The organism is Ruegeria sp. CDSC051 (assembly GCF_059610665.1).
Genome location: NZ_JBXWOC010000001.1, coordinates 26,530 through 49,421, shown reverse-complemented (window position 1 = coordinate 49,421; position 22,892 = coordinate 26,530). Strand labels below are relative to the sequence as shown.

At 57.3% G+C, this 22,892-nt stretch carries 21 protein-coding genes; 15 read left to right on the top strand and 6 right to left on the bottom strand.

All coding sequences use genetic code 11. The features are described 5' to 3' along the window. Positions 1-10: 10 nt before the first annotated feature. Genes AC2FH0_RS00235 through mdoH form a run of 3 tightly spaced genes read left to right on the top strand, consistent with a single transcriptional unit; the run spans position 11 to position 4,589 of the window. A complete protein-coding gene (locus AC2FH0_RS00235) occupies positions 11-1,228 on the top strand; it encodes an OpgC family protein (RefSeq protein ID WP_281994375.1) in 1,218 nt (405 codons plus the stop codon). Then, positions 1,225-2,724 (top strand): OpgD/OpgG family glucan biosynthesis protein, encoded by a 1,500-nt coding sequence (locus tag AC2FH0_RS00230; RefSeq protein WP_281971813.1) that lies wholly within the window; start codon positions 1,225-1,227, stop codon positions 2,722-2,724. Before AC2FH0_RS00235 ends, AC2FH0_RS00230 begins: the two co-directional genes overlap by 4 nt. Further along, complete coding sequence (mdoH, locus tag AC2FH0_RS00225; protein ID WP_281971812.1) at positions 2,721-4,589, top strand: glucans biosynthesis glucosyltransferase MdoH; 1,869 nt, start codon at positions 2,721-2,723, stop codon at positions 4,587-4,589. Before AC2FH0_RS00230 ends, mdoH begins: the two co-directional genes overlap by 4 nt. Here the strand turns inward: mdoH and AC2FH0_RS00220 are convergent, their stop codons facing one another. Both AC2FH0_RS00220 and AC2FH0_RS00215 read right to left on the bottom strand, forming a co-directional pair. Continuing rightward, complete coding sequence (locus tag AC2FH0_RS00220) at positions 4,590-5,405, bottom strand: CE1 family esterase (protein ID WP_496788245.1); 816 nt, start codon at positions 5,403-5,405, stop codon at positions 4,590-4,592. Continuing rightward, the gene (locus AC2FH0_RS00215; protein ID WP_496788243.1) at positions 5,402-5,875 is read right to left on the bottom strand and encodes a rhodanese-like domain-containing protein; all 474 of its coding nucleotides are present in this window, start codon (positions 5,873-5,875) and stop codon (positions 5,402-5,404) included. The genes AC2FH0_RS00220 and AC2FH0_RS00215 overlap by 4 nt, the downstream gene beginning before the upstream one ends. Before the next feature lie 226 nt (positions 5,876-6,101). Here AC2FH0_RS00215 and AC2FH0_RS00210 point away from each other — a divergent pair, with 226 nt between their 5' ends. Genes AC2FH0_RS00210 through selD form a run of 7 tightly spaced genes read left to right on the top strand, consistent with a single transcriptional unit; the run spans position 6,102 to position 14,197 of the window. Next, positions 6,102-8,975 (top strand): monovalent cation/H+ antiporter subunit A, encoded by a 2,874-nt coding sequence (locus AC2FH0_RS00210; RefSeq protein ID WP_496700641.1) that lies wholly within the window; start codon positions 6,102-6,104, stop codon positions 8,973-8,975. Then, positions 8,975-9,334: a Na+/H+ antiporter subunit C gene (locus tag AC2FH0_RS00205; protein ID WP_142632852.1), complete on the top strand. Its 360-nt coding sequence runs from the start codon at positions 8,975-8,977 to the stop codon at positions 9,332-9,334. The genes AC2FH0_RS00210 and AC2FH0_RS00205 overlap by 1 nt, the downstream gene beginning before the upstream one ends. Beyond that, positions 9,331-10,875: a monovalent cation/H+ antiporter subunit D gene (locus AC2FH0_RS00200; RefSeq protein WP_496692433.1), complete on the top strand. Its 1,545-nt coding sequence runs from the start codon at positions 9,331-9,333 to the stop codon at positions 10,873-10,875. Before AC2FH0_RS00205 ends, AC2FH0_RS00200 begins: the two co-directional genes overlap by 4 nt. Next, the gene (locus AC2FH0_RS00195; protein ID WP_496692434.1) at positions 10,872-11,372 is read left to right on the top strand and encodes a Na+/H+ antiporter subunit E; all 501 of its coding nucleotides are present in this window, start codon (positions 10,872-10,874) and stop codon (positions 11,370-11,372) included. Before AC2FH0_RS00200 ends, AC2FH0_RS00195 begins: the two co-directional genes overlap by 4 nt. Next, positions 11,369-11,638: a K+/H+ antiporter subunit F gene (locus tag AC2FH0_RS00190; protein ID WP_142632846.1), complete on the top strand. Its 270-nt coding sequence runs from the start codon at positions 11,369-11,371 to the stop codon at positions 11,636-11,638. The genes AC2FH0_RS00195 and AC2FH0_RS00190 overlap by 4 nt, the downstream gene beginning before the upstream one ends. A gap of 7 nt (positions 11,639-11,645) precedes the next feature. Then, on the top strand, positions 11,646-12,032 hold the full coding sequence (locus tag AC2FH0_RS00185) for a Na+/H+ antiporter subunit G (RefSeq protein ID WP_496692435.1): 387 nt from the start codon (positions 11,646-11,648) through the stop codon (positions 12,030-12,032). Positions 12,033-12,037: 5 nt separating this feature from the next. Then, the gene (gene selD / locus AC2FH0_RS00180) at positions 12,038-14,197 is read left to right on the top strand and encodes a selenide, water dikinase SelD (RefSeq protein ID WP_496788242.1); all 2,160 of its coding nucleotides are present in this window, start codon (positions 12,038-12,040) and stop codon (positions 14,195-14,197) included. On the opposite strand, the gene mnmH is transcribed toward selD, so the two are convergent. Next, entirely contained in the window at positions 14,188-15,240 is a 1,053-nt protein-coding gene (mnmH, locus tag AC2FH0_RS00175; RefSeq protein ID WP_496788241.1) for a tRNA 2-selenouridine(34) synthase MnmH, read from the bottom strand. The genes selD and mnmH overlap by 10 nt on opposite strands. 44 nt (positions 15,241-15,284) lie before the next feature. Then, positions 15,285-15,950, bottom strand: coding sequence for an SOS response-associated peptidase (locus tag AC2FH0_RS00170; RefSeq protein ID WP_281994370.1), 666 nt, complete (start codon positions 15,948-15,950; stop codon positions 15,285-15,287). Between the two features lie 55 nt (positions 15,951-16,005). Between AC2FH0_RS00170 and AC2FH0_RS00165 the strand changes: the two genes are divergently transcribed. Further along, positions 16,006-17,664 (top strand): tetratricopeptide repeat-containing sulfotransferase family protein, encoded by a 1,659-nt coding sequence (locus tag AC2FH0_RS00165; protein ID WP_496788239.1) that lies wholly within the window; start codon positions 16,006-16,008, stop codon positions 17,662-17,664. A gap of 65 nt (positions 17,665-17,729) precedes the next feature. Here the strand turns inward: AC2FH0_RS00165 and AC2FH0_RS00160 are convergent, their stop codons facing one another. Continuing rightward, positions 17,730-19,307, bottom strand: a complete 1,578-nt coding sequence (locus tag AC2FH0_RS00160) for a bifunctional metallophosphatase/5'-nucleotidase (RefSeq protein ID WP_496788237.1) — start codon at positions 19,305-19,307, stop codon at positions 17,730-17,732. A gap of 107 nt (positions 19,308-19,414) precedes the next feature. Here AC2FH0_RS00160 and AC2FH0_RS00155 point away from each other — a divergent pair, with 107 nt between their 5' ends. From AC2FH0_RS00155 to arsC, 4 genes are read left to right on the top strand one after another with little or no spacing between them, the layout of a single operon-like run. Next, positions 19,415-19,753, top strand: a complete 339-nt coding sequence (locus tag AC2FH0_RS00155) for a DUF952 domain-containing protein (protein WP_496692441.1) — start codon at positions 19,415-19,417, stop codon at positions 19,751-19,753. Further along, positions 19,750-20,181 (top strand): DUF1330 domain-containing protein, encoded by a 432-nt coding sequence (locus tag AC2FH0_RS00150; RefSeq protein WP_496692442.1) that lies wholly within the window; start codon positions 19,750-19,752, stop codon positions 20,179-20,181. The genes AC2FH0_RS00155 and AC2FH0_RS00150 overlap by 4 nt, the downstream gene beginning before the upstream one ends. After that, positions 20,178-21,236 (top strand): quinone-dependent dihydroorotate dehydrogenase, encoded by a 1,059-nt coding sequence (locus tag AC2FH0_RS00145; protein ID WP_496788235.1) that lies wholly within the window; start codon positions 20,178-20,180, stop codon positions 21,234-21,236. The genes AC2FH0_RS00150 and AC2FH0_RS00145 overlap by 4 nt, the downstream gene beginning before the upstream one ends. Then, complete coding sequence (gene arsC / locus AC2FH0_RS00140; RefSeq protein WP_142632827.1) at positions 21,233-21,574, top strand: arsenate reductase (glutaredoxin); 342 nt, start codon at positions 21,233-21,235, stop codon at positions 21,572-21,574. The genes AC2FH0_RS00145 and arsC overlap by 4 nt, the downstream gene beginning before the upstream one ends. Here arsC and AC2FH0_RS00135 read toward each other — a convergent pair. Further along, the gene (locus AC2FH0_RS00135; RefSeq protein WP_142632825.1) at positions 21,571-22,887 is read right to left on the bottom strand and encodes an MATE family efflux transporter; all 1,317 of its coding nucleotides are present in this window, start codon (positions 22,885-22,887) and stop codon (positions 21,571-21,573) included. The two genes, arsC and AC2FH0_RS00135, sit on opposite strands and share 4 nt — an antisense overlap. Between the last annotated feature and the right edge of the window lie 5 nt (positions 22,888-22,892).

The window sequence follows — 22,892 nt, the reverse complement described above, 5'->3', positions numbered from 1 at the left end:
CAGAACTCGTATGGCGACTCTATCGCCCGCTTCTGATTTTGCACCTGTGGCAGCCACCTCGGCCGCCCCTGTTAGTACGCGCGACCCGCGTCTGGATTTCTATCGCGGAATTGCGATGTTCATCATCCTGATTGCGCATATTCCCAACGACCCCTGGGCCAAGTGGATCCCTGCCCGGTTTGGTTTTTCGGATGCAACCGAGATTTTTGTTTTTTGTTCGGGCATGGCCTCGGCCATCGCCTTTGGCGGCGCGTTCCTGCGCAAGGGCTGGTGGATGGGCACTGCGCGGGTATCATACCGGATCTGGCAGGTTTACTGGGCGCATATCGGCCTGTTCTTCTTTGTCGCGATGACGATGGCTGCGCTGAATCAAACAGGCCTGTTTGAGAAGAACTACATCTCGTCCCTGAACCTGCAGCATTTCTTCAATGATCCTGCGCCGCAGATCGTCGGCCTGTTCACCCTGACCTACGTGCCGAATTATTTCGACATTCTACCCATGTATCTGGTGGTACTCGCAATGATGCCGCTGTTCATGGGCCTGTCCCGCATCGGATTCTGGGCGGTTGCAGCCACATCCGTTGCTATCTGGCTCGTGGCGCAGACCGACGTTCTGGACCTGCCTGCCGAGCCCTGGTCCGATCGTCAGTGGTTCTTTAACCCTTTTGGCTGGCAGTTGCTGTTCTTTACTGGCTTTGCATTCATGCGCGGCTGGATCCCAGCCCCTCCGGTGTCAAAAACGCTGATCTGGGCAGCGGCGCTGTTCCTGATCTTTTCAATGCCCTTCGGGTCGTGGAAAGTGTTCACATGGGTGAATGCCGCAGCCCCGGACTTGGCCGATGAAATCCGCAAAGTCTGGCCCATCACGAAGGAATTCCGCGACAAGACCGATTTCGGTCTGTTTCGCTACATGCATTTCCTGTCGCTGGCCTATCTGGGCTGGGTCGCTGCTGGCGAGCATGGACACCGCCTGATCGCAACCGGTCAGAGCGCTGGCGCCAAAGCTTGGCAAATCGTGCTGACCCTGGTCACCAAAGTGGGTCAGCAATCACTTGCCGTATTCGTATTTTCCATGGCAGCAGCACGACTTATCGGCGTTGGGCTCGATTTGTTTGGGCGGGATTTTGCCACTGTCTTTGTCGCTAATATGATTGGCTTTGCCATGATCATCAGCGTCGCCTATTTGGCTGCGTGGTTTAAGTCACAACCCTGGAAATCAAAGAAATGAAATTCACACGTCGCGCATTTCTGGCCACGACTTCGGCGCTTGCCTTCGCCCCGGCCACCTTTGCCGTGGGCGGAGAGGTCCCGTTTGACCGCAGTGACGTGATCTCGCTGGCGCGCGAGTTGGCCGCAAAGCCCTTTGCCGAGCGCAAGATGGTCCCGCAGGAATGGCAGGACCTGACCTATGAGCAATACCGCTCGATCCGGTTCCGCCTGGATCGTGCGCTTTGGTTCGAATCTGAGACGCCTTTCAACGTAGATTTCTTTACGCCCGGGCTTTATTTTCCGCGTACGGTTCAGGTCTCGACCGTCGAAAACGGCATGGCAAAACCCGTAGCCTTCGATCTGTCGATGTTTGACAAGTCGACCGAGGTCCCTCAGTTGCCCGTCGACGACACGCTGGGTTTTTCGGGCCTGCGCCTGCGGACTGAAATGCACCGCCCCGGAAAAACCGATGAGTTCTGTGTGTTTCAAGGCGCCAGCTATTTCCGCGCCATCGGCCTGCACGAGGTCTATGGCCTGTCGGCCCGCGGTTTGGCCCTGAAAACCGGCGACCCGGACGGTGAGGAATTCCCTGAATTCATCCGTTTCTGGCTGGAACGTCCCAAGCCCGGTCAGCGCAACATGGTGGTTCATGCCCTGATGGACAGCCCCAGCGTGACCGGTGCCTATCGGTTCAACGTCACGGCCGGCGCGGATTGCGTGATGGAGGTCGAGGCGACGCTGTTCCCACGCACCGAGTTGACCCATGTCGGCATTGCACCCGGCACGTCGATGTTCCTGTTCGATCAGACCAATCACAGCCGTTTCGACGATTTCCGCCCTGCGGTGCATGACAGCGACGGGTTGTTGATCCGCAACGGCGCTGGCGAGGTCCTGTGGCGGCCTTTGGCAAACCCGACCCGCCTGCAGTTCTCGTCCTTTGTTGACATGAACCCGCGCGGGTTTGGCCTGATGCAGCGGAAACGCGCGTTCTCGGATTATGCCGATCTTGAAGCGAGTTACCACAAACGCCCCGGCCTCTGGGTCGAGCCAACTGGCGATTGGGGCAAAGGCGCGGTCACTCTGGTCGAAATCCCGGCTGATCAGGAAATCTACGACAATATCGTCGCCTATTGGCGTCCGATGGAGCCCTATGCGGCCGGAAGCCAGGTGGACCTGTCCTACCGCCTGATCTGGGGTGAGGAACCAGAGCGCACCCCGATGCCACGCGTGATCAACACCGCGATGGGTGACAACACATTTGGTCACGGCCGTCTTGCAGTGATTGACTTTGAGGCCAGCGAGCTATTCGACGAACCTGAGGCGATGACGATCTTTGTGGACTCGCCCCATGCAGAGACCTCGGAAGGCGTCCTGCAGCGCAACCCCGATACTGGCGGCCTGCGGTTGGCCTTTTCCTTCGAGCCGGGAGACCGGAACCATGTGGAACTGCGCGCACAGTTGCTGAAAGACAAGCAGCCTGCCTCCGAAGTCTGGCTGTATCGTTGGACATCATGAGCAACGATCTGCATATCATGCCGCCTGAGGCACCCCTGGCGATGCCGGAGCAGAATTTCAGCGCTGGGTTCCGTGACGCTCAGGCGCCCCGCAGCAGGCAGGCATCTGCGGGATTCTGGCGTGCGCTGGCGTTCTCGCCTGCGATGGCGGCTACGCTGGGCTTGCTTTGGGTCATGACAGACTGGTTCGGAGCCGAAGGGATCAATCTGATCGAAGCGATTCTGTTGGCTCTGATCTCATTCAACTTTTTCTGGATCTCTTTCACGGTCTGCACCGTGTTGTTGGGTATGATTTCCCTGTCGCGGCAGGAACAGCCCAAACGTCAGGGCCGCCCACAGGCGCTGCGCGTCGCGCTTCTTATGCCGGTCTATAATGAAGTACCCTGGAACGTGCTGGGCAACGCCCGAACCATGCTGGAAGACCTGCGCGCGCGGGATGGTCAGCACCACTATGCGATGTTCATCCTCTCTGACACCCGCGACCCCGAGATCGCGGCACAGGAACAAGCCAGCGTCGAAGCGTTGCGCACCACCCTCGCGCCGGGACTGGAACTGTATTACCGTCGCCGAGAACAGAACACAGACCGCAAGGTCGGAAATATCGCAGATTGGGTCAGCCGTTGGGGTGCGGATTGGGATGCGATGCTCGTGCTGGATGCCGACAGCCTGATGACCGGCCGCGCCATCCTGCGCCTGACAGATTCTCTGGCGCGAGACCCCGGTGCGGGCCTGATCCAGAGTTACCCTCAGTTAATTGGCGCTCAGTCGGTTTTTGCTCGGATGCAGCAATTTGCCAATGGTGTTTATGGTATCGCCTTCGCCGAAGGTCTAGCCCGCTGGTGTGGTCAGGAAGGTAACTATTGGGGCCATAACGCGATCATCCGCACCAAGGCTTTTGCCAACTGCGCGGGGCTGCCAAGACTGCGCGCAATGAATGGTCAGGAAAAACTGATCATGAGCCACGATTTCGTCGAGGCCGGCCTCATGCGTCGCGCCGGATGGGGCGTGCGGTTCCTACCGCGCATCCGAGGATCCTATGAAGAAACCCCACCAACGCTGATCGACCACGCGTTGCGTGACCGGCGCTGGTGTCAGGGCAATTTGCAACACCTGAAGTTGTTGGGCTCAACCGGATTCCGCGCTGTGTCGCGGTTCCACATGTTCCATGGAGCAGTCGGATATCTGATGTCGCCGCTGTGGTTTGCCTTGCTGGTGATGTGGGCGCTGATCGGTCAGGGCGAGGATGCCTCGGTCTTGCATTATTTCAGCCCCGACAATCCGCTGTTCCCGCAATGGCCCGAGATGTCGGAAACCCGCCACGTGCTGATCATTCTGGTCATGTATGCTATGTTGCTGGCCCCCAAGGTACTTGGCGTGCTTGCCCTGCCACTTAGCGGTGTGCGCTATGCGGATTTCGGTGGCGCAGGTAAATTCATGACCTCATTCATCTCGGAAGTCATCCTGTCGATCCTCTATGCGCCGATCCTTATGGTGCAACAGATGATCGCCGTCTTCCGGACAATTCTTGGTATTCAAAAAGGCTGGTCTCCTCAGGCACGGGATGGTGGCAGCTATGGCCTACGGACGCTGATCTTATGTCACACGCTGGAAACTATCAGCGGTATAGCCTTGGGCGCCGGCATCCTATCGGGTCTGGTGTCAATCTGGCTGGCTCCGATTGCCATAAGCCTGGCCTTTGCCATCCCGCTTTCCGCACTCAGCGGCGTTTCAACCTCACCGGCGCGGCGCATGGTCGGAATGAAAGAAGATGTTCAGGAACCGGCAATCACCCGGTCCGCCCGTCTCCACAGGGATGAATTGAAGCGCCTGGTCGAAGGCAAAACCGTCATGACTCCTGCCGAGTGATCAACCACCCGGCAGGCCCTCGTACCACTCTACCATCATATCCGACCATCCCTGCGGCACGTTGTGACCACCTGGGAAAAGTGCGAATTCCAACATCGCGCCATCGGCGCATCCGGTCCATCTGCGACGCATGAATTGCCCGGTCGTGGAAAATCCGCTGGGTTTGGTATCGGCGCATTCGTTTGCGACCCGCCAAATTTCCAGACCGGCAAAGATATCGCCCTGATGGAATCGACCACCGCCCAAAAGACGCCCTTCCAGCGGGACTACATTGTCGATCCAGCCATGGGTGTGAAACATGCGCACCGGGCCATCGCAGGCCTCGGGATGCGGTCGCCAAAACCCACCTGAAACCGGAGCATAGGCCGAAAACGTATCCGGCGCCGCGCAGGCGAGGTAGTAGACCATGAAGGCCCCCGCAGAAAACCCGCCCAACACGACGTGGTCATCATCGACCCCGAACCGGTCCGACGCATCCTGAACCACCTCGCGCAGAAAAGCCGTTTCGTCACGCCCTTCCCAACCCGGGAAGAAATTCCAGCTTTGGCGGCCGTTACGCTCGGACCCCTCCGGTGCCATAACCGCATATCCGCGCGCAAGCAGAGGATCAACCAAGCTGCGGTTCTTCAGCGTTCCGGTCGCAGTCCCGCCATAACCGTGCAGAAACACCACCAGCGGTGGGTTTTCGGTTTCGGGAAGTTCGATATGGTACCCACCCGACGGCGTTTCGCACATGTCTTCCTGATCGACACAGGCGGCCATTCCTGCATTCGCGATCACGCCCATCCCGACCGACAGAAACAAGCTTCGGATCATTCTGCTTTCCCATCATAGTGTTGAACCGGCAGGCCTGCGCGAACCCAGCCCGGCCCTGCTGCTGAGCCTAACATACCCTCGGGCACGTCGATGATATTTGCGAACCCCGCCTCGGACAGCCGGTTGCTCAGCCGGGCCGAGCGCACACCGCGCGCGCAGATCAGGGCGATCGGGGCATCGTGGTCTCCGCCGACAATCTGCAGCAGCGCCTCATCAAAATCATCGCGACGCATGTCTAGGGGATGCGCGCCTTCGCCCACGCCTGAGGCATCCCATTCGCGTGGGGTACGGATGTCCACCAAAAATATATCTCCAAGCCTAGCTTGCTGATGCGCATCCCTGACACTGATCCGACCGCCCGCATAGCTCTGTGGGATCAGGCGGTATTCGCGGATTGCAAAACCGCCCAGAACAGCAGCCGCACCAAACAGCAGAACCTTTCGCCGTGTCCGGTTTGCCCCAGCAGCCACTGTAATCCCTCCTGATCCGATGCGGTCCTATGTATCACAGCAGCTTATCCAGTTCCGTGTCGAAATTAACCTGCCTGTTCAAGTTCGTGTCATCGCCGCTTTACCTGTACCATCCTCTGCCTTGGGGCCCCTGAACAGGCAGAATGGCTTGCAATCGCTGGACACTCCGCGAATTATCCTTACAAAATCAATAGCACTTTTGACCGCCCAGACCGGAGTATCGCAGTTGTCCCTATTCCTCATCGCGGCCCTTCCCTTCCTCGGAGCTGTATTCCCAGCCCTTTTGATCCGGGCTGGACGAAACGCAGCAGCCTCGGCCGCTGGGTTGACCACTTTTCTGGCGCTGATGGGGCTGTTGATTCACATCCCAACCGTGATGCGCGGCGAGGTCGTTACCGCCCGGTTCGACTGGATTCCGGCACTGGGCCTAAACGCCAATTTCATGTTGGACGGCCTTGGGTTTCTGTTCGCGCTGCTGATCCTTGGCATCGGTTTGCTGATCATCCTCTACGCCCGGTTCTATCTCTCGCGCGAAGACCCGATGGGGCAGTTTTACACCTATTTGCTGCTGTTTCAGGGAGCGATGGTGGGAATCGTTCTGTCGGACAATATCCTGCTTTTGCTGATATTCTGGGAACTTACCTCGCTTAGTTCATTCCTATTGATCGGATATTGGAAACACCTCCCCGAGGGACGACAGGGCGCGCGTATGGCGCTGGCTGTGACCGGCTCTGGCGGCTTGGCGATGATTGCGGGGATGCTGATCCTGGGCAATATCGTTGGCTCTTATGACCTAAGCGTCATTCTCCAGAACAAAGAGCTGATCCAGTCTTCACCCTATTACATGCCAGCGCTGATCCTGATTTTGCTGGGGTGTTTCACCAAATCGGCACAGTTCCCCTTCCATTTCTGGCTGCCACACGCGATGGCCGCCCCTACGCCAGTATCAGCCTATCTGCACTCGGCCACGATGGTGAAGGCAGGGTTGTTCCTGATGGCCCGCATGTGGCCCGTTCTGGCGGGGACTGATGCGTGGTTCTACATTGTGTCCACAACCGGCCTGGTAACCATGCTGATCGGGGCCTGCATCGCCCTGTTCAAAGATGATCTCAAGGCGCTGCTGGCGTTTTCGACCGTGTCGCATCTGGGTCTGATAACCATGCTGCTGGGGTTTGGAACCAAGATTGCCGCCGTTGCTGCCATCTTCCACATCATCAACCATGCGACGTTCAAAGCAGCCCTGTTTATGACCGCCGGGATCGTGGATCACGAGGCCGGGACCCGCGACATCAAGCGACTGGGCGGATTGCGCCATTTGATGCCAATCACCTTCACCATCGGGACGATTGCCGCACTTTCCATGGCCGGTCTACCTCCGCTGAACGGGTTTCTGTCCAAGGAGATGATGCTGGAGGAAACGGTCCACACAACCTGGCTGCATTCGCATTATCTTGTGCCCGGACTGGCGCTGCTGGCGGCCTTGTTCTCTGCAGCCTATTCGTTCCGCTTTGTTGGTCACGTGTTCCTTGGTCCAGTACGCGACGATTACCCAACCCATCCACATGACCCACCGGCCGGGCTTTGGCTTGCACCCGCTTTCCTGGTCGTGCTTGTCGTCCTGATCGGTCTTTATTCCAACGCTATCGTAGGTCCGCTGGTGGCGGTTGTTTCAAGTGCGGTAATCGGGGGCGAGAAGCTGCCCTATTATTCGCTGAAGCTCTGGCACGGGTTTACGCCTGCCCTGTACATGTCCGCCTTCGCCACGCTGGGTGGCCTGGCCTTGCTGACACAGCATCGGCGCGGTGAGTTTATCTGGAATGCGCTGCCCAGACCCGAGGCGAAAACCATTTTTGACGCAGTGATCGCTGCGCTTACGACAACCAGCCGCTGGGTTACAGATACTCTGCATAATGGGGTCCTCAGCCGGTATGCGGCCATCCTGATCGTCTTTACGGTTGGGCTGGGATATTACGCATTCGCAACCGGATCTATTGGCGTTGAAACACGCACGCCCCTACCCGTTCAGATCATTCCGTTCATTGGCTGGATCTGCCTGATCGCCGCGACGCTGGCCATCATGTGGTTCCACCGCAACCGGCTGCTGTCCTTGGTGCTGATCGGAGTCGTTGGCCTGATCGTCTCGATGGCGTTCAACTATCTGTCCGCCCCTGATTTGGCCCTGACGCAGATCTCGGTCGAGGTGGTGACGATGATCCTGCTGTTGCTGTCGCTGAACTTCCTGCCCACGGACACACCCTGGGACAGCAGCGCGGCGCGGCGTTGGCGGGATGCGGCAATTTCGGTCGTGGCAGGCATCGGATCAGGTGCGTTGATCTACGCGTTGATGCTGCGGGATTTCGGTTTCCCGAGCATTTCCGAATTCCATCTGGCCAACTCGTATAAGGGCGGCGGAGGCACCAATGTGGTCAACGTGATCCTGGTGGATTTCCGTGGCTTTGATACCTTCGGCGAAATCATCGTTCTGGGCATTGCCGCCCTGATCATCTTTGCCCTGACCGAGGCGGTTCTGGAAACCAATGTCCGGGGGTATTTGCTGAACCGTAAACCGCACTGGCCGCAATCGGGTGACTCTCATCCGTTGATGATGGTCGTGGCGACAAGAGTGATGATGCCGATCGCGCTGATGGTCGGGGCCTATATCTTTTTCCGCGGCCATAACCAACCAGGAGGAGGGTTCATCGCCGGCCTGGTCGTCGCCATCGCCTATCTGATGCAATATATGGCCAGCGGCTATACCTGGGCCATCGAACGGCAACGGTTCTATTATCACGGCACAATCGGCTGGGGCGTTCTGATCGCCGCAGCAACTGGAATTGGCGCATGGTTCAATGAACGTCCCTTCCTGACCAGCGATTTCGGATATCTGAACTGGCCGCCGCTGGAAGAGTTCGAATGGGCAACCGCCATGCTGTTCGATACCGGCGTGTTCCTTGCGGTTTTGGGCGCGGTGATGCTGGCACTGGATAGCCTGTCCCGCTTGGCCTGGCAGCCCGGCATGGCGCAGGAATTCCCGATGGATATCAACCCGCTGCGGGACGATCCGCCTGAAGAAGAACAAGAAGAAAAGGAGCAGGTCTGATGGAAGCGCTCGTAGCCTCTGCGGTTGGCGTGATGACCGCCGCCGGGATTTTCCTGATCCTGCGTCGCCGGACTTTTCCGGTCATTCTGGGCCTGTCGCTGCTGACCTATGCGGTGAACGTCTTTTTGTTTGCCACCGGGCGGCTGGCTTTGGACGCGCCGCCTGTTCTGAACAAATATGAAGAGGTCGCCTATACCGATCCCTTGCCGCAGGCCCTGGTGCTGACCGCCATCGTGATTTCATTCGGGATGACTGCGGTGATCGTGATGATCTCGCTTTCGGCTTACCTGTCGGCCAAGGATGACCACATCGACATGGCCGCGCATGACAATACGGACGCGCCGGGAGAAGACGCATGAACCATTGGATCGTTGCGCCAGTCGTCCTGCCCGCGATTCTGGCTCCGTTCATCATCATGGTCCTGCGATACCACCTTGATTTGCAGCGCATATTCTCGGTCGCCGGTGTCGTGGCACTGCTTGGCATCGCCCTGACAATCACCGCACAGGCCGCAGGTGGAGACATTCTGGTCTATGAGTTGGGCAACTGGCCAGCGCCCTTTGGAATCGTGCTGGTGCTGGATCGGTTATCTGCCATGATGGTCTTGCTGACCGCGCTTTTAGCCCTTCCGATAGTGCTTTATTCGATTGCCTCCGGATGGGATGCACGCGGCAAGCACTTTCATCCCTTATTCCACTTTCAGCTTATGGGCGTATGCGGTGCCTTTCTGACAGGTGACGCCTTTAACCTGTTCGTGTTCTTCGAGGTATTGCTGATCGCGTCCTACGGTTTGATGACGCACGGCGGTGGAGCCGTTCGGCTCAAGGCAGGCGTGCAATATGTCGCCTACAACCTTTTGGGCTCAACGCTGTTTTTGTTTGCCCTTGGCACGCTCTATTCAGTGACCGGCACGCTGAACATGGCGGATATGGCTGTACGGATTGCCGAGCTTCCGCTCGAAGACACCGCTCTGATAAGAGTGGGTGCTGCCCTGTTGCTGCTGGTATTCTGCATTAAGGCTGCAGTTCTGCCGCTGCATTTCTGGCTACCGGCCAGCTATGCGAATGCTCCTATGCCAGTTGCCGCGCTGTTTGCGATCATGACAAAGGTCGGGGCGTACTCGATCTTGCGCATGTACACGCTTGGCTTTGGCCCCGAGGTTTTGGTTGCGCATGATCTTGTGATCAACTGGCTGCAACCTGCCGCTTTGGTAACTTTGGCGGTTGGTACAATCGGCATATTGGGCTCACGACACATCGCGCGCCTTGTGGCTTTTTGCGCCATCGCGTCAATGGGTACCCTGCTGATCGCAATTTCCCTGTTCACCGAAACGGCCACTGCTGCCGCTTTGTTCTATATTTATCATTCGACACTGGCGACGGCACTGTTGTTCCTGATTGCTGATCTGGTGATCGAGCGGCGCGGAGGCGCAATTGCCCCAAAGCACCCAATGGCACAGACCGGACTGATTTCCGCACTGTTCTTTATTGGTGCGATTGCTTTGGCCGGGATGCCGCCCCTTTCCGGGTTCATTGGCAAACTGCTGGTCCTGGACGCCGCGCGAGATGCACCAGACGCAAATACGGTCTGGGCTGTGGTATTGATCGGCTCATTCGTAACCATAGTAGGGTTGGCCCGCGCCGGAACTTTGATCTTTTGGAAAAGCCATGACGCCAGCTTGACCACCGACCAAGCCGATACAACTGACGGCGAGACCGCCTTTCAGGCAGCCCCGGAACCTTCGCCCGGGTTGGCCTTTACGTCGGTATTTGCTTTGATCATCGGTCTGGTCATGCTGACATTGTTTGCCGGGCCTGCAATGAACTACGCTACCAGCACAGCGGAACAGTTGTTTGCACCCGAAAATTACATCTCGGCCGTGTTAGGGGTGGAAGAATGAAAAAACTGCTTCACCGGATATTCCCGCACCCGCATCTGACTTTCCTGCTGACGGTTGTGTGGATTTTGCTGGCAAACACACCATCGCTGAATTCACTGGTGTTTGGCCTTGTGCTGGGGATTATCATCCCCTTCGTCACACAGCCGTACTGGCCAGACCGGCCCGTTCTTCGGAATTGGCCGATGATCACCGAATACATATTGGTGGTTCTATGGGACATTGTTGTCGCCAATATGACAGTTGCCAGGATCATCCTGTTCAAACGGGATTCCGACCGTGAACCGAACTGGGTCTGCATTCCGCTGGAACTGCGCACACCCGAAGCGATTACGGTTCTGGCCGGGACAATCACCATGACCCCCGGCACCGTCAGTTGCGATCTGTCAGCGCAGGGTCACAACTTACTGGTACACTGCCTCGATGCGCCAAACCCGGACGAAGTACGCGATCAAATCAAGCAACGATACGAGCGCAGGCTAAAGGAGATTTTCGAATGATCGAGCTAGCAATCTACTTTGCCTTTGCCTGTTTCGGCGCAGCCATCATGATGTGCCTGTGGCGGATCATTACGGCCGATGGAGTGGGCACCCGGGTTCTGGCGCTGGACACGATGGTGATCAACACAATCGCCCTTATGGTGCTTTACGGGCTATTTCTGGGGACCGAGATTTTCTTCGAGGCCGCCATGATCATCGCAATGCTCGGCTTTGTCTCAACCGTTGCCTACGCGCGCTTTATGCTGCGCGGCAATATCATCGAGTGAGGGCGACATGTCGGTAATTTTTGAGTTTCTGGTCGCCTTCTTCCTGGTTGTTTCAGGCATATTTGGTTTTGTCGGATCGTACGGAATGATCAAGCTAAAGGACCCGATGTCCAGGCTCCATGCCCCCACCAAAGCGACAACGCTTGGGGTGGGTGGCGTTCTGATCGCCTCAATCATCCATTCCGTATTGATCGAACATCACCTGTCTCTGCACGAGCTGCTGATCACGCTGTTTCTGTTCCTGACTGCTCCGATCACGGCCCTGTTTATTGCCAAATGGCATATTCACCGCCATGAAAAGCCCCAGGATCTGCCGGACGCGGGTGAGGACAGAATCTGGGCCACACATGCGGTCGAACAGGTCGAAGACGTTCCTGATCACAGAAACACCTGATACCTATGTATAGACCTCCGCTGCCCCTGACCCGCGATCTGGTTCTTATCGGCGGCGGTCATACGCACGCGCTGGTGTTGCGAAAATGGGGGATGAACCCTCTGCCTGGCGCGCGCCTGACGGTCATCAACCCCGCGCCTTCAGCCCCCTATTCAGGGATGCTGCCCGGTTTCGTTGCCGGTCATTATCGCCGGGGTGATCTGGATATTGATCTGGTGCGCCTGGCTCGCTTTGCCGGGGCACGGGTGATATTGGGTGCCGTCGAAGGGTTAGACCCTGACCGGCAAGAGGTACATGTGCCCGGCCGACCGCCCGTCGCCTATGATGTAACCTCGGTTAATGTTGGCATTACATCCGACATGCCGGCCCTGCCTGGATTTTCCGACCATGCGGTCCCCGCAAAACCGTTAGCGTCTTTTGCCACCAAATGGGCCGAGTACCAATCTGGCGCAGGCGCCGCCTCGGTTGCCGTGATCGGTGGTGGTGTTGCCGGGGTCGAGTTGATCATGGCGATGGCCCACGCTCTGCGTTCCGCAAACCGCAGCGCCCGGTTGACCCTGATCGACAATACTCGGGCCCTGACCGCGATTGGCGCAAAGGCGGCCTCGGTCATTCGCAATGCGATGGCTGACCTTGGCATCGACGTGATCGAACAGGCCGCCATCGTTGAAATTCATGCGGATCACATCCGGTTGGAGGACGGGCGCCAGATTGCGGCTGAATTCGTGACGGGGGCGGCGGGGGCCAAACCCTATGGTTGGATGGCGCAGTCCGGGCTGGATCTTCACGATGGATATATCACGGTGAATAGCAGGCTGCAGTCCAGCAATCCTTTTGTGTTCGCAGCCGGCGATTGTGCCCATCTGTCAGAAAACCCCAGACCAAAAGCAGGTGTTTATGCCGTCCGAGAAGCCCCGATTCTTTATGACAATCTTCGGGCCTCACTGGGTGTTGGAAAGATGCGCCCCTATCATCCGCAAAAAGATTACCTCAAGCTGATATCGCTGGGTGGGAAATCCGCATTGGCCGAGCGATTGGGAACCTCGCTCAGTGGTCCGTTGATGTGGAAATGGAAGAACCATATCGACCAGAATTTCATGAATAAGTTCCGGAATCTGCCGCAGATGAAAGCAGCAGAGTTGCCCCGCGACCACGCTTTGGGCGTGCCCGAAGTCCTGGGTGAAAAGCCCATGTGCGGTGGGTGCGGCGCAAAGATTGGGCGTCGCGCTTTGCGCAGTGTTCTGTCTGATTTGCCGCCCCCCGATCGGCAAGACGTTATACCGCTTTCAGGTGACGATGCGGCTTTGCTTCTCACCGGCGGCGCGCGACAGGTGATGACCTCGGACCATTTGCGCAGCTTTACCAATGATCCGGTTTTGATGACACGGATCACGGCCATTCACGCATTGGGTGATATCTGGGCGATGGGTGCGGCACCGCAGGCCGCCACCGCAACGATTATTCTGCCTCGGATGTCACCCGCACTGCAACAACGTACAATGTCAGAAATCATGGCCACCGCCAGTGACGTCATCCGCGCAACCGGGGCCGAAATCGTCGGAGGCCACAGTTCGATGGGGGATGAGATGACCATCGGGTTCACTCTGACCGGCCTGTGCGAAAACGACCCGATCATCTTGTCCGGAGCCCGCAAGGGCGACGCTTTGATCCTGACCAAGCCGATTGGCAGCGGCGTGATCATGGCCGCCGAAATGGCCGGTTTGGCCAATGGCATCTGGGTCGCCGAGGCGTTCCGCCACATGGTCCAGCCCCAGGGCGAAGCCGCGCGCATTCTGTTCAGCGCCCATGCTATGACCGATGTGACCGGGTTTGGTCTGGCAGGGCATCTGCAAGGTATTTGCGGTGCCTCGGGCTGCGGTGCGGTAATTGCTCTGGATGCGGTTCCCGTGATGGCCGGGGCTGTGGAGCTTAGCGCAAGCGGTGTTCGGTCCACGATCTTCGAAGACAACCGCGCCATTGCGCCTGAACTCGCCAACGGACCCAAGGCTGATCTTCTTTTCGACCCTCAAACCGCCGGAGGGCTATTGGCCGCTGTCCAAGCCGATGACGCGCCAGGCCTGTGTGCAGACCTACGTGCGGCTGGATATCCGGCATCAATCATCGGCATGATCGACGATACGCCGGGTTTAAAACTTCAGAGCTGATCCAGGACCTGTTCGACCCGCACAGCGACCTCTTTCAGACCGGTACTTGCCAGCGAGGGAACCTGGATCGAGGCCACAATCTCGGTGCTGTGTACGCGCGCGGACTTGGCATAAGCTGGGTCGTAATGCTGTTCCATAAGTGACCGTGTAAGGGCCAACTTGTTACCGCCGTCAATCAGCGCAAACCACCCATCCACCACCTCATGCCCACGGTGAGACCTCAGCGGCGACAGGAGATCTTTCAACCGCTCGGCATCGCTGAGGACATCGTCATATGCCGAGACCAGATATTCCGCGCGCGCTTCTATCGGGGCATCAATCTGAATGCGCACGGCCGCACACATGCCGGACCAAAGCCTCGGCGGCAGGATCAAAGAGCCGATTTTGGACGATTCCGCTTCGACTACGACGGGACGGGTGGGGTCAAAACCACAAAGTTCTGCGGCCAGCGCGGATTCGAATGCCTTTTGACTGGGTTGTCCGCCCGGCATTGCCCCCAGCAACGACCCCCGGTGATTGGAAAGCCCTTCGAGATCCAGAACCTGGACACCACGTTCCTGAAGGTGTGTAAGCAGCTCGGTCTTTGCTGTGCCCGTATACCCATCCAGAAGGACGAATTGAAACTGCAACGGATCGTCATACAGATACCGGCTCACCAAGCGGCGATAAGCCCGATAGCCGCCCTCGACAACCTCGGCCCGCCAGCCAATCTGTTGTAGCATCCAGGTAAACGAACCAGATCTCTGCCCACCGCGCCAGCAATATACAAGGGGTTTCCACCCCCCTTCGTGATGGGACAGGCTGTGTTCAATGTGGTTGGCCGCATTCCTGAAAACCAGAGCCGCCCCCAGCTTGCGGGCCAGAAACGGGCTTTCCTGGACATAGATCGTCCCGACGCGCGCCCGTTCGTCGTTATCCAGAACTGGCAGGTTGATAGACCCGGGCAAATGATCCTCGGCAAATTCAGCCGGGCTGCGCACGTCTATGGTTGTGTCGAACTCATGCGCGTATAACTGCTGAAGGCTGGTGATTTTCAGAACCATGTCAACGATCTAACCCGCGTTGAACCGGATGGAAAGGCACGGTGTCAACCTGTGATGGGATCGACAAGCGTCGGTCCACTGGCCCGATTGGAATTGACGCCCGGATCGACACGATGAAAGCCAAGAATATCTTCCTGCCCCGGAGACAACAGCCGCGCAGCCCCCTTGCCCACTTCACCCAGCCATAAAGGCCAGTTTTCAGGTTCAACAATCAGGGGCATGCGGTGATGAATTATGCCCAGATTGCGGTTCGCTGGTGTCGTAACGATAGCGCATGTTCCCTTCTGGTCGCCCTCGGGTCCCCAATCTTGCCATACCCCGCCAAAAGCAATCGGGGCCCCGTCTTTTCTGAAAATATACCAAGGCAGCCGGTCTCCGCTCTCGGTTTTGGTCCATTCATAAAACCCGCTGGCAACGATCAGACATCTGCGTTCTCTGCAGGCCACCCTGAACGCCGGTTTTTCAGCTAGCGTTTCGGCGCGGGCATTGATCAACAATGGCCCAGCGGTTTTGGACTTGTACCAGTGTGGTAAAAACCCCCAACGCAAGGCATCCAACTGACGCCCGGTTTCGCCTGCCCTGACCACATGCACCTGACATGTCGGACAAACGTTGAAATTCGGGACAACAGGCAGAGCATTGGCCGGGCGCGCAGAAAACAACTGGGCCATGGCATCATTTGGAAGGGTTATTGCAAACCGTCCGCACATAGGTAATGAACTTTCAACAATCGTTTTCTACAGGCACAGGTTCTCACGGGGTCATATGCAAAATCAAACGGCGAAAACCTTAAAAGTCAAAGCTGTCGCAGCGCTGGAAGAAGGCAAATTCCAGGCTGCGCTGAAAAAGGCTCAACTTGGCGTAAAAAAGTTTCCGACCGACTCGGATTTTCATGCCATTTCCGGTTTTGTTCTGACCGAGATGAAACAGTATAAAAGGTCGATCCCGCATTTTGTCGAAGCCGCGCGGATGAAACCTGACGATCCGCAATTCGTCGAAAACCTCGCCAATGCTCTTATGCAAACCGGCCAGATGGCCAAAGCCTTGGAATATGCCGAACTCAAGGCCGAAAAATTCCCAGCCAGCAAGGAACTGAACCGGGTCATTGATGAGATTACGCTGAAAGGACAGAATTGGCGCCTGATCATTGATCACGTGACCAAAAAACTTCAAAGCGACCCTGAAAATGTCAGCCTGTTGTCGACTCGTGCCCGCGCCTATGGCCGCATCGGTTATATCGAGCACAACTCACGCGATATAACCAAGGCGTATGAATTGGCACCGGACAACGAAAAGATAGCCTTTCAAAAAGCCGTAAATCTGCACCAGAGTGGCGACAAAAAGGGATGCGCCAATATTCTGCAGGGCATCTACGCCAAAGAACCTTTCCATGTTGCCACCCTTCTTCAGCTTTCGACAATGTCCAGCAAAGAGGACGCCCCGAAACTGATGGAGGCGGTAGAAGCAGCGATATCCGAAAGCGTACACGAGCTGTCGGAACTGGAATTTGCCAAGGCCCACCTGATCCAAAAAGCCGATAGCCTTGGCGCAGCACTGCCGCAATTTGCACGTGCCAATGCCATCCAACACAATGTCAAACCCTATGATTTAGAGGCGGAAGAACAGAAGTTCGAACGTATCACTGGCCTGTTCCCTGTAGGAGGAAGAGTTCCTTGGTCCGAACAAACCGATCAGCCGGTTCCGATCTTCGTTCTGGGCCAGCCGCGCTCTGGCACGACGCTCATGGAAATGATGCTGAGCTCCGCGCCAGACATTGCTGGCTGCGGCGAACTGACGGTTGGGGCCGATCTTTCGCGCGACTACGCACAACATCGCAAGACCTTCGATTCCACTGCCGCAGCGAAATATGCCAAAGAGTTCCGAGAGTTGATGCCGCCGATCCCCGATGGCTCGACCGCTTTTGTTGACAAGATGCCCCACAATTTTCAGCGGGTCGGCTTCCTGTTGTCAGCATTCCCAAACGCCAAGATAATAAACATGCTGCGTGATCCGCGCGATGTCGGTCTTTCGAAATGGATCCGCCGGTTCCCTGCGGGGGGCATGAACTATGCCTCGAATCTTGAAACCATTGCCCATTCTGCCAACCTGTATCGTCGCTATATGGCGCATTGGGAAGCTGTTTTTGGCGACAAGATCCTGACCGTTCCATATGAAAAGCTTGTCGCGGACCCCGAAACCTATAGCAAGCAGGTCGCCGCTTTCTGCGACCTCGAATGGACCGAGACGATGATGCATCCGGAAGAGAATACCAAACAGGTCCGGACTGCCAGTATCGACCAGGTTCGCAACAAAATCTCAACCAAATCCATTGGGGGATGGCGATCTGTGTCGGAACATATCCAGCCCATGCTTGCGGGTTTTGATACAGGGCTTTGGCCGGAATACGATATTGATCAAGGCTGAAGGTTAGCTGAATGAAATAGGGCCGCATCCCAAGGTGCGGCCCTTTTCGTTTCGCTCTGGTCGCCTTACTTTTGCTTGATGCGACCGTCCAGATAAGGCTGGTAAGGCGCGTTTTCGGCTAGGTATTCCGCCGTGACATCCGCCAGATCCGGGCCAAAGTCATAGGCATTTTTATCGTCGCCTTCGAACATACTGTACCCGTCACCGCCATTTCTGACGTAGTTATTGGTAACGACAAGATAAGTCGCCGCCGGATCAATCGGGGTAAGCCCATCGCCGTTGGATACCATGACCTCTGATACGCGCCCTTCGTTTGGTGCCACCGATGCGTCCCAAACAAAGGTCAGACCGGCAACCTGCGGAAAGCGGCCCTTGACCTCTTCTACCTGGCTCACGCCGTTTTCAAGCGCGTCAACGATGCCTTGTCCGCTGATCTCAAAGGTTGAAAGCGTATTCTGGAACGGCAGCACGGTCAGAACTTCACCCATGGTCACATCGCCGGGGTCAATCGAAGCACGCAAGCCGCCAGAGTTCGCAATCGCGATATGAACGCCCTGATCTGCAACCCGCGCAAGCATGGCATCAGCGACCAAATTGCCCATCTGACATTCCTGAACACGACAGATCGAACGGTCACCCTCAATCGCCTCAGACGTGCTGGCCACGACCTTATTGCGGATTTCGTCTAAAGGAGCGGCCAGTTCCGCGATACGGTCCAGCGAGGCCTGATCTTCGGCCACGTTGTTGTCCATGATCAGCGGCTCACCAGCCGCCGCGACAACATTTCCGTCGTCATCAAAAGTGACATTCAGCTCGCCCAGGAATTTGCCATAGGCATAGGCTTGAATGATCTGCACGCCATCGACCACTGTCGGATAGGGGCCAACAGCCTTGTCAGAAACGTTGGACAAATATGTATTGGAATGCCCACCTACGATTACGTCAACGCCTGTCGTTTCCTGTGCAACACGCTGGTCGACAGCATATCCCGAATGGCTGAGAACGATGATCTTGTTCACGCCTTCCGCGGTTAGCTTGTCCACTTCGGCCTGAACCGCGGGAACCGGGTCCGAGAATGTGATGTTCGGGCCAGGAGAGGCCAGTTCATGCGTGTCTTCCGGCGTCAGGCCAACAAGGCCGACTTTTTCTCCGCCGACTTCAATCACTGAAGACTTTTTGATCTTGCCACTCAGCAATTCTTCGCCTGAAAAATCCGCGTTCGACATCAGCACCGGGAAATCAACCGTGTCGATAAAGCCGCGCAGGACTTCCGGGCCATCATCGAATTCGTGGTTGCCCACGGTCATAGCGTTATAGCCCAGTTTGTTCATGAACTCGGCCGCGACCTTGCCCTTGTAATAGGTATAGAACAACGAGCCCTGAAACTGATCGCCGCCATCTACCAGGATCGAGTTTTCGGCACGTCCGCGGGCTTCTTCCACTGCTGTAACGAGACGGGCAGATCCGCCAAAACACTTACCTTCGGCGTTGTCATCTGAACTACAGCCGCTGTCATATTTGTTGATCGGCTCGATACGCGAATGAAAGTCGTTGGTGTGCAGAATGGTCAGTTTATATTCGGCGGCGGCCATTCCTGCAGTCAAACCCAGCACAGCAGCCGAGGCTAGGAAACGGGTGAACATATTTTAACTCCCTTTGTTAATTGCCAAGATGTTGCGCCGCCTTCAGCAAAGAGTCAAAGGGGGAAATCCGGCTTGAATCTAGCCGCAGCGCGGGGCATGACCGTTCTATGCTGATTTACAAGATTTTCCGCGCCAACGAATGGACGGCGCTGCAGACCGATGGCGCCACGGATGGTGCTCCGATTGATGTTTCGGACGGTTTTGTCCACTTTTCGACAGCTGAACAAGCTGCGGAAACCGCTGCCAAGCATTTTGCCGGCGCCGAAGGTTTGACGCTGTTGGCCTGCGATGCTGACGCGATGGGCGAGGAACTGAAGTGGGAGGTTTCGCGCGGGGGCGCTCTGTTTCCGCATCTCTACCGTCAGATCCGCATGACCGACATAGCTTGGTCCTGCCCCCTGCCCTTTGACGGCAACGCGCATCGCTTCCCGGACGACATGAAATGACGGAATATATCGACCCGGATCGCGCCCAGTTCGAAGCCTTCAAGGTGCTGGATCGTGACCACCCGATCGAGATGCTGAACCTGGTGAGGTTCCGCAGCCGGGCCGAATATCCATCGGGGCACGAACTGGCCAAAAGCGGTCTGTCGGGCGCTCAGGCTTATCGAAATTATGGGATCGAAACCGGGCCGATCATTGCCCGCCTTGGGGCAAAGATCATTTGGCGCGGCGCGTTTCAGACTACGTTGATTGGCCCAAAGGATGAGCTATGGGACGCGGTATTTATCGCGCGTTACCCATCGGCCCATGCCTTTCTGGAAATGATATCCGACCCTGATTACAAACAGGCGGTCGTGCATCGTCAGGCTGCGGTGAAGACCTCTCGCCTGATCCGGTGCGCGCCGACCGAAGGCGGAGAAATGTTTGGATGAAACTGACTGAAAAGCTGGGGCTGGCTGCCCTGCACCGGCTGGATCCGGAAACCGCACATACCCTGTCGATCAAGGCCCTGAAAGCGGGGCTTATGCCTGCGCCGGGGCCGGTCACCTCGCCGCGTTTGCGGACCAAAATCGCCGGGCTGGATCTGCCCAATCCGGTTGGTCTGGCCGCAGGGTTCGACAAGAACGGAGAGGTTCTTGGCCCCCTGTCTCGCGCCGGGTTTGGGTTCATCGAAGTCGGTGCCGTTACCCCACGCCCGCAGCCCGGCAATCCCAGGCCGCGCCTATTCCGCCTGACCGAAGACCAGGCTGCCATCAACCGCTTTGGCTTTAACAACGAAGGGATGGAGGCCATGGCCCGTCGTCTGGCGGCGCGCCCCAGGGATGCGGTGATCGGACTGAACCTTGGTGCGAACAAAGACAGCGATGATCGACCCGGCGACTTTGCCAAGGTACTGGCCCATTGTGGGGCGCATCTGGATTTCGCTACGGTCAACGTTTCATCTCCGAACACTGAAAAGCTGCGGGATTTGCAAGGCAAAGCGGCGCTGAGCGCTCTGTTGAGCGGCGTAATCGAAACCCGAAACACCCTGTCGCGCCCTCTACCAGTATTCCTCAAGATCGCCCCCGATCTGACCGAGGATGAGCTGCGGGATATCGCCGAAGTGGCCCATGAATCGGGCGTTGATGCGGTCATCGCCTCGAACACCACTTTGTCGCGCGATGGGTTGCGCAGCGCACACAGAGACGAAGCAGGCGGCCTGTCCGGCGCACCTTTGTTCGAAAAATCCACCCGCGTTCTTGCCCGGTTTAGCCATTTGACCGACGGTCAGATTCCGTTGATCGGTGTTGGTGGCATCAGCACAGCAGAACAGGCCTATGCCAAGATATGCGCCGGTGCTTCGGCCGTGCAATTCTACACCGCGATGGTTTTCGGTGGTATCTCACTTGCGGCGGAAATCGCGCGAGGTTTGGATGACTTGCTGGCGCGCGACGGGTTTGAAACCGTTGCGCAGGCCGTTGGAAGCAAAAGACAGGACTGGTTATGATCGAATACTGGCACAATCCCAGATGCTCTAAGTCTCGCGCAGGGCTCGCTTTGCTTGAGGAAAACGGAGCGCAGGTCGAAATTCGCAAATACCTTGAGGATACGCCCTCGGCAGACGAAATCCGGGCCGTACTTACACGCCTTGATATCCCCGCCATCGACCTGATGCGGACTAGCGAAAAGCTGTTCAAGGAACTGGGCCTAACCAAGAATACCGCTCAGGATGACCTGATCACAGCAATGGCGGCCCATCCGATTTTGATCGAGCGTCCGCTTGCAATCAAAGGGGACAACGCAGCCATTGGTCGCCCTACGGAATCCCTTCTGGACCTTCTTTAGGCGACCAAAGCCTCAAGCTTGGGGTATCGCCATCCCAGCGTGCAGGCACGCGCGATGTTCAAGATCATCAGCGCGGCCCAAAGGCCGTGATTGCCGAGCGCAGGCACCAATATGAACAGGGCCAAAACATAAATCGCAACCGAATGGATCATCGCATTGCGCATTGCGCGCGTCCAGGTCGCGCCTATGTAGATGCCGTCAAACATCCAGCTTGCCACACCAATCACCGGCGCCAGCGCCGCCCATACCAGATACTCGCGTGCGGCTAGTCGCACCTCAGGTGCAGTTGACATCAGGTCGATCAACGCTGGCCCGGCCAGATAGAAAACCGCACCAAGTACAAATGCACCCCCTACCCCCCATTGCGAAGCCATGGCCGCGGCTCGGCGCACCTGATGCCGATCCCGCGCGCCAATGGCGCCGCCGACCAGTGCTTCGGCGGAAAAGGCGAACCCATCCAGTGCAAAGGCGGTAATTTCGAGAAACTGCAGCAAGACCTGATTGGCTGCCAGATTAACATCCCCCAGATCCGACCCGACGAAGAGGAATGTGGTAAAGGCGCCGGTCAGCAATACCGAACGGACCATGATGTCACCATTCACCTGCATCATCCGACGCAGACGCGTGGGATCAAAAATTCGCGGCCAGTCACGCCATTGATTCCCGGTAAAAGCACTGCGGCACAGCCAGAGACCCAGTGCCAGCCCGCTCCACTCGGCGATGAGCGTCGCGATGGCCACCCCCTCGACGCCCCAACCCAGACCAAGCACAAACCACAGATCCAGCAGAATATTCAACCCGTTCATCCAGACCTGCAGGACAAAGACCCCACGCGTACGTTCAATCGCAATCAACCAGCCAGTGATGGCGAACAGCGCAATCGTTGCCGGCGCACCCCAGATGCGTATCCGCAAATAGTCGCGGGTCAGCGCCTCAACCTCGGGGCTGGCGGGGGAAAGGGCAAAAGCCCCTTTGAACAAAAGGACCTGGGCCAATATGAAAACCATACCTGCCGCACTGCCCAGCAATATGCCCCGCATCAGCAGCGCACCGGTTTCTGCAGTGTCACCTGCCCCGCGCGCCTGCGCCGCCAGGCCGGTGGTCCCCATCCTCAGAAAGCCGAATATCCAGTAGATCGAGGCCAGAATCACGGCCCCCATCCCAACAGCGCCAATCGGCGCAGCCAGACCCATCTGCCCGACTACGCCAGTATCCACGGCCCCAAGGATCGGAACCGTGGCATTCGACAGGACGATGGGCGCTGCAATTTTAAGCACGCGCCTGTGCGTGATGGGTGCCGAGGCGTCTTGCATGGAAA